The sequence below is a fragment of the Dietzia sp. CW19 genome, from assembly GCF_014145265.1.
Taxonomy (GTDB): domain Bacteria; phylum Actinomycetota; class Actinomycetes; order Mycobacteriales; family Mycobacteriaceae; genus Dietzia; species Dietzia natronolimnaea.
On sequence record NZ_JAALEE010000013.1, the window covers coordinates 1 to 5,615 of the forward strand.

A 5,615-nucleotide genomic window follows, 5' to 3' on the forward strand; every position below is an offset into this window, starting at 1 on the left:
CGGGGTCACCCGGATCCGGACACTCGTCGAGACCGCCGACGCGGGACTCGCGCGGTTCCCTGACGACGCCGCCCTCGGCCTGTGGGCCTTCGGTGGGGACGCGGGTCTGGACGGGCGCCCCTACCGCGAGGTCGCCCCGCTCACCCGCCTCGACGCCCCCACCCCCGAGGGGAGCCACCGCGATTCGCTTGCCGGCGCCCTGGCGTCGCTCCCCGGGCTGGTCGGCGGAGGGACGGATCTCCACCGGACCGTGCTCGACGCCTACGCGGCGGTCCGGTCGGGCTACGACCCCGACATGATCAACTCGATCATCGTGATCTCCGACGGGGCCAACGACACGGTGTCGGAGCTGACCCGGGACGACTTCCTCCTCGCACTCCGGGGCATGGTCGACCCGTCCGAGCCGGTGATCGTGGTGACCGTCGGCCTGCTCGACGACGCCGACCCGGAGACCCTGGCCGAGATCGCCCGGGTGACCGGGGGGAGCAGTCATGTCGCGCAGACGACCGACGAGATCGTCCGGGTGTTCGCCGACGCCGTCGGTCGACGGGGCGGTGCCTGACCCCGACGCCGGCGCCGACCCCCCCGGATGAGGTGGCTCCGCCCCCCGATAGGGGTGGTGTCACCACCGCGTTTGCCTCCGTCGGCCCCCCGGGGCGGATTGGCCTCGGCAAACCCTTGTGTCCCGTGTCACACTTCTCCAGTCCTAGTCTGTGAGGCGCATCACTACAGAGGTGTGGCTCGAGAGAACTGAAACGGAGGACCTCCGTGTCCCAACCAGCTGATCCCCCGGTGGGAGGATCGTCACGACGCAGCCCGGAAGCGGCTGACTTCGAGGCGATGCACTCCAGCCCGGAATTCCAGGAGTTGCGCAGCAAGTTCAGGGCCTTCGTCTTCCCCATGACGATCGCCTTCCTCGTCTGGTACTTCCTGTACGTGCTACTGGCGGTCTACGCGACCGACTTCATGGCGACCAGGGTCTTCGGGAACATCACCTGGGGGCTGATCATCGGTCTGGCGCAGTTCGTCACCACGTTCCTCATCACGTTCCTGTACATCCGGTTCGCCAACCGGGTGATCGACCCCCGCGCGGAAGCGATCCGCCACGAGCTGGAAGGTGAGGTGGCCTGATGGGCGACTGGCTGATCAACATCCGTGAGCTCACCCCGGGGGAGCAGGTCGGCTCCACTCTGCTCAACATGGTCGTGTTCGGCATCTTCATCGTCGTCACCATGACGCTGGTGCTGCGGGCGTCCAAGTCGACCAAGTCGACCAAGGACTTCTACACCGGTGGCTCCACCTTCACGGGGCCGCAGAACGGGTTCGCGATCGCCGGCGACTACCTCTCGGCGGCCTCGTTCCTGGGCATCGCCGGTGCCATCGCCATCAACGGTTACGACGGCTTCCTCTACTCCATCGGCTTCCTGGTGGCGTGGCTGGTGGCGTTGATGCTCGTCGCCGAGCTGATGCGTAACACCGGTCGGTTCACCATGGCCGACGTGCTGAGCTTCCGTCTCAACCAGCGGCCCGTCCGCATGGCCGCCGCCCTGGCGACTCTCGCGGTCTGCCTGTTCTACCTCATCGCCCAGATGGCGGGCGCCGGCGGTCTGGTCGCCCTGCTGCTCAACATCAACGATTCCACCGGCCAGGCGATCGTCGTCGCGGCCGTCGGGATCCTGATGATCGTCTACGTGCTGGTCGGTGGCATGAAGGGCACCACGTACGTGCAGATGGTCAAGGCCGTGCTGCTCGTGGGTGGCGTGCTGATCATGTGTCTGTTCGTCCTGGTGGCGGCGCGGGGCAACTTCTCGGCACTCCTCGGCGAGGCCGTCGCCAACTCGGGTAAGGACCTCCTCAGCCCGGGTCTGCAGTACGGCGCCACCGAGACCAGCAAGCTCGACTTCATCTCCCTGTCGATCGCCCTGGTCTTCGGTACCGCCGGCCTGCCCCACGTGCTGATGCGCTTCTACACGGTCCCCACCGCCAAGGAGGCCCGTCGCTCGGTCACCTGGGCGATCGCGCTCATCGGGTCCTTCTACCTGTTCACCCTGGTCCTCGGCTTCGGTGCCGCGGCGATGGTGGGATCGGACGTCATCGAGGCGGCGCCGGGTGGCGTGAACTCGGCGGCCCCGTTGCTGGCCTTCGCGCTGGGTGGGGAGATATTCCTCGGCATCATCTCGGCGGTGGCCTTCGCGACGATCCTCGCGGTGGTCGCGGGCCTGGCGATCACCGCCTCGGCGTCGTTCGCCCACGACATCTACAACGGTGTGATCAAGCACGGCAAGGCCACGGAGAAGGCCCAGCTGCGCGTGTCCCGGATCACCGTCGTGGTGATCGGTGTCGCGTCCATCATCATGGGCATCGGCGCCATGGGGCAGAACATCGCGTTCCTCGTCGCCCTCGCCTTCGCCATCGCGGCGTCGGCGAACCTGCCGACCATCCTCTACTCGCTGTTCTGGAAGCGCTTCAACACCACCGGTGCGCTGTTCTCCATGTACGGCGGCCTGATCAGCACACTCGTGCTGATCGCGCTCTCTCCCGCGGTCTCGGGTGGCCCGAAGTCGATGATCACCAGTGTCGACTTCTCGCTGTTCCCCCTGTCCAACCCGGGCATCGTGTCGATTCCGCTGGCGTTCCTGCTCGGCATCATCGGCACGTTCCTCGGGAAGAAGGACGAGTTCCCGCAGAAGCGGGTGGAGATGGAGGTCCGCTCCCTCACCGGCGTCGGTGTGGAGAAGACCATCAACCACTGACCCGGCCCACCCGGGCGGAACCGATCCCGACCCGCCCGACCGCGAGACGCGGTCGGGCGGGTCGCGTCGTCGTCCCGGTGCGCCCCGGGGGTCGAACCCCGACCGACGGGAAGTCGGTGGACAAAGGGACTACCCTCGGTGACCACCACACCGATTCGGAGGCGGTCAGAACAGATGTATCCCGGACAGGACGACCAGACGCGGCGCATGGGGCAACCCGACTCGCGCGCGTATTCGCAGATGGGCGGAGACCCAGGGTACGACGAGCCCTACTCGAACGAGGCCGCTTATCAGGAGCGCCGTGAACCCCGCGGTCCCGCGATCGACGTGGGCAAGTTCCTCGGCAGCGTCGCCGCCACGGCACTCGTGGCGGCGATCGCCGGGTGGCTGATCGCCTGGGTGGTGGAGGCGGCGTTCGGCCGCTTCGGCCACCAGTGGGCGAACGGCGGCAACACCCCCACCATGTACGCGGTCTACGGGGCGGTGGCCGCGATCCTGGCCGGGCTCCTCTGGTACCTGCTGCTGGTGGGTACGGCGAACCCGCAGCAGTTCTTCTCCTGGACCGTGGGATTGCTGATCATCGCGGCGGTGGCGCTCCCGCTGCTGGTGACGGTGCCGTTCCTCGACGGGTTGGCCGCGGCGATAGTCCATCTGTTCATCGGCCTGCCGATCCTCGCGTTGACAGGGGCGTTCGCCGCGACCCTGCGACGCTGACCCCCGTGACGCACCCGAGCCCGCTGATGATTCATCAGCGGGCTCGGGTGCTTCCGGCCGGTCGGGCGGCCTACCCGTGACTCAGGCCGCGTGCCTGCAGGTCGGGCAGGAGCAGTCGTCGCACACGCAGTTCGCGCACTCGTGGCGCTCCCCGCAGTTGTCGCACGAGCACACGTTGTGGTTACAGGTCTCGCAGGTGCAGTCGGTACAGGTGCACACCGCGCAACTGTCGGTGCAGTTGTCACACGAGCAGGTGGTGCACTCGTCGTAGTGGCCGTCGTGCTCGCGGTGCAGGTGACCGTCGTGCAGGTAGTCGACGTGATCCTCGTGGACCACGGCCTCGTGACCGCAGCCGGGTCCGTGGGTGTGCGAGTGGGGCTCGGCGGTGGGGTGGTCGGTCACGGTCATCGGTGTCGCTCCTGGTCGTCGCCGGCGTGTCGCCGCCGGGCATGGCTGGCGGATGTCACGGGAGTCGCCGGATCGCTCGCGGGTCGGCACTCGTCCATGGCATGCACAGATTGTCATACGTGCATGTATTGCTGTCAACAGCGTCAGTGGTCCCGTCAGGGCTGGCCGAGAGGCGTCGTGCGGCATCCGCGGTGGTGGGGCGGGCGTCGGATGGTCGGACGCGCGCCGTGGTGCCCTCGAGAGGAATCGAACCTCCGACACCGGCTTTAGGAGAGCCGTGCTCTATCCACTGAGCTACGAGGGCGGGAACCGGGGGAGAGTCTAACTGATCCGCGCCGGTCCCGTGATCGGCGAGTTGGAGTGTCGACAGCCGGGCGGTAGGCTTGGCCGCTGGCGTCCGTGTCGTCCCCGTATCCCGGGATCGACGGACCGCCTCCGCGGGTCACCACCGGCCGCCGCGCGAGGGGGTGGGCGTCCGACAGGCCGGCAGCCCCACTAGACAGACAGAGGTATTGCCTGTGTCCACGTACACCCCCAAGCCCGGGGACGTGACGCGCGCCTGGTACGTCATCGACGCCACTGATGTGGTTCTCGGTCGACTCGCCGTGCAGGTCGCCAACATCCTCCGTGGCAAGCACAAGCCGCAGTTCGCCCCGAACGCCGACACCGGCGACTTCGTCATCATCATCAACGCCGACAAGGTCGCGATCTCGTCCAACAAGCGCGAGCGCGTCATGCACCACCGTCACTCCGGTTTCCCGGGCGGGCTCAAGTCGCAGTCCCTCGGCAAGGCCATGGACACGCGCCCCGACCGCGTCGTCGAGAAGGCCGTCAAGGGCATGCTCCCGAGCAACAAGCTCGGTCGTGCCGTCGCCTCCAAGCTGAAGGTGTACGCGGGCCCCGAGCATCCGCACGCCGCCCAGCAGCCCGTGCCCTACGAGATCAAGCAGGTGGCCCAGTGACCGACGAGAACATCACCCCCGAGGCCGAGCTCGCCGATGACACGGTGGCGGAACTCGCCGCCGAAGTCGCCGAGGACTACAGCGAGGCCGACTACGCCGGCGGTACCGACTACGTGGCCGACGCCGAGACCCAGCTGGCCCCGGTCGTCTCCTCCGGTCCGACGCAGGCGGTCGGCCGTCGCAAGGAGGCCGTCGCCCGCGTCCGCCTCATGCCCGGCTCCGGCCAGTTCACCCTCAACGGTCGCACCCTCGAGGAGTACTTCCCGAACAAGGTGCACCAGCAGCTCGTCAAGTCGCCGCTCGTCCTGGTCGAGCGCGAGGAGCAGTTCGACATCGTGGCGCTGCTCCACGGTGGTGGCCCCTCCGGACAGGCCGGCGCGCTGCGTCTGGCCATCGCCCGCGCGCTGATCCAGTACGCGCCGGACGACCGCCCGGCGCTCAAGAAGGCCGGCTTCCTCACCCGGGACGCCCGCGCCGTCGAGCGCAAGAAGGCCGGCCTCAAGAAGGCCCGTAAGGCCCCGCAGTACTCGAAGCGCTGATCTCCGCGCTCGACACCCCAGAGCAGGCGCCCGCGATCGCGGGGGCCTGCTCTGGCTCGTTTTCCAAGGGACCTCACGGCCGGGGCTATCCTTACCCGGTCCGGAACACCCACCCCCAGTGCGGTGGCGGTCCCACTACCCCGGAGGATCACGCACCATGACCCGACTGTTCGGCACCGACGGGGTTCGCGGACTCGCCAATCGGACGCTCACCGTGGACCTGGCCGTCCGCCTCGGAG

General features: G+C 68.1%; 6 protein-coding genes, 1 tRNA gene and 1 pseudogene. 6 read left to right on the forward strand and 2 right to left on the reverse strand.

Annotation, left to right across the window (positions count from 1 at the left end):
• The 4 genes and pseudogenes from G6021_RS00550 to G6021_RS00565 all read left to right on the forward strand — a co-directional run.
• Positions 1 to 562, forward strand: a pseudogene (locus G6021_RS00550) (hypothetical protein); the annotation flags it as partial.
• Between the two features lie 278 nt (positions 563 to 840).
• A complete protein-coding gene (locus tag G6021_RS00555; RefSeq protein ID WP_179524675.1) occupies positions 841 to 1,131 on the forward strand; it encodes a DUF485 domain-containing protein in 291 nt (96 codons plus the stop codon).
• A complete protein-coding gene (locus G6021_RS00560) occupies positions 1,131 to 2,753 on the forward strand; it encodes a cation acetate symporter (RefSeq protein ID WP_179524676.1) in 1,623 nt (540 codons plus the stop codon). Before G6021_RS00555 ends, G6021_RS00560 begins: the two co-directional genes overlap by 1 nt.
• 240 nt (positions 2,754 to 2,993) lie before the next feature.
• Positions 2,994 to 3,467, forward strand: a complete 474-nt coding sequence (locus G6021_RS00565; RefSeq protein WP_241730590.1) for a hypothetical protein — start codon at positions 2,994 to 2,996, stop codon at positions 3,465 to 3,467.
• Between the two features lie 81 nt (positions 3,468 to 3,548).
• On the opposite strand, the gene G6021_RS00570 is transcribed toward G6021_RS00565, so the two are convergent.
• On the reverse strand, positions 3,549 to 3,875 hold the full coding sequence (locus tag G6021_RS00570; RefSeq protein WP_182618028.1) for a hypothetical protein: 327 nt from the start codon (positions 3,873 to 3,875) through the stop codon (positions 3,549 to 3,551).
• Between the two features lie 228 nt (positions 3,876 to 4,103).
• Positions 4,104 to 4,179: transfer RNA gene (locus tag G6021_RS00575), tRNA-Arg, on the reverse strand.
• Between the two features lie 214 nt (positions 4,180 to 4,393).
• On the opposite strand from G6021_RS00575, the gene rplM reads away from it, so the two are divergent.
• Positions 4,394 to 4,837: a 50S ribosomal protein L13 gene (rplM, locus tag G6021_RS00580; protein WP_107748654.1), complete on the forward strand. Its 444-nt coding sequence runs from the start codon at positions 4,394 to 4,396 to the stop codon at positions 4,835 to 4,837.
• Between the two features lie 113 nt (positions 4,838 to 4,950).
• A complete protein-coding gene (rpsI, locus tag G6021_RS00585) occupies positions 4,951 to 5,376 on the forward strand; it encodes a 30S ribosomal protein S9 (RefSeq protein WP_259847906.1) in 426 nt (141 codons plus the stop codon).
• The last annotated feature ends 239 nt before the right edge of the window (positions 5,377 to 5,615 follow it).

Coding starts and splice junctions, on each gene's coding strand:
- G6021_RS00555 (WP_179524675.1), top strand. CDS start 841: ATGCACTCCAGCCCGGAATTCCAGGAGTTGCGCAGCAAGTTCAGGGCC.
- G6021_RS00565 (WP_241730590.1), top strand. CDS start 2,994: ATGGGCGGAGACCCAGGGTACGACGAGCCCTACTCGAACGAGGCCGCT.
- G6021_RS00560 (WP_179524676.1), top strand. CDS start 1,131: ATGGGCGACTGGCTGATCAACATCCGTGAGCTCACCCCGGGGGAGCAG.
- G6021_RS00570 (WP_182618028.1), bottom strand. CDS start 3,875: ATGACCGTGACCGACCACCCCACCGCCGAGCCCCACTCGCACACCCAC.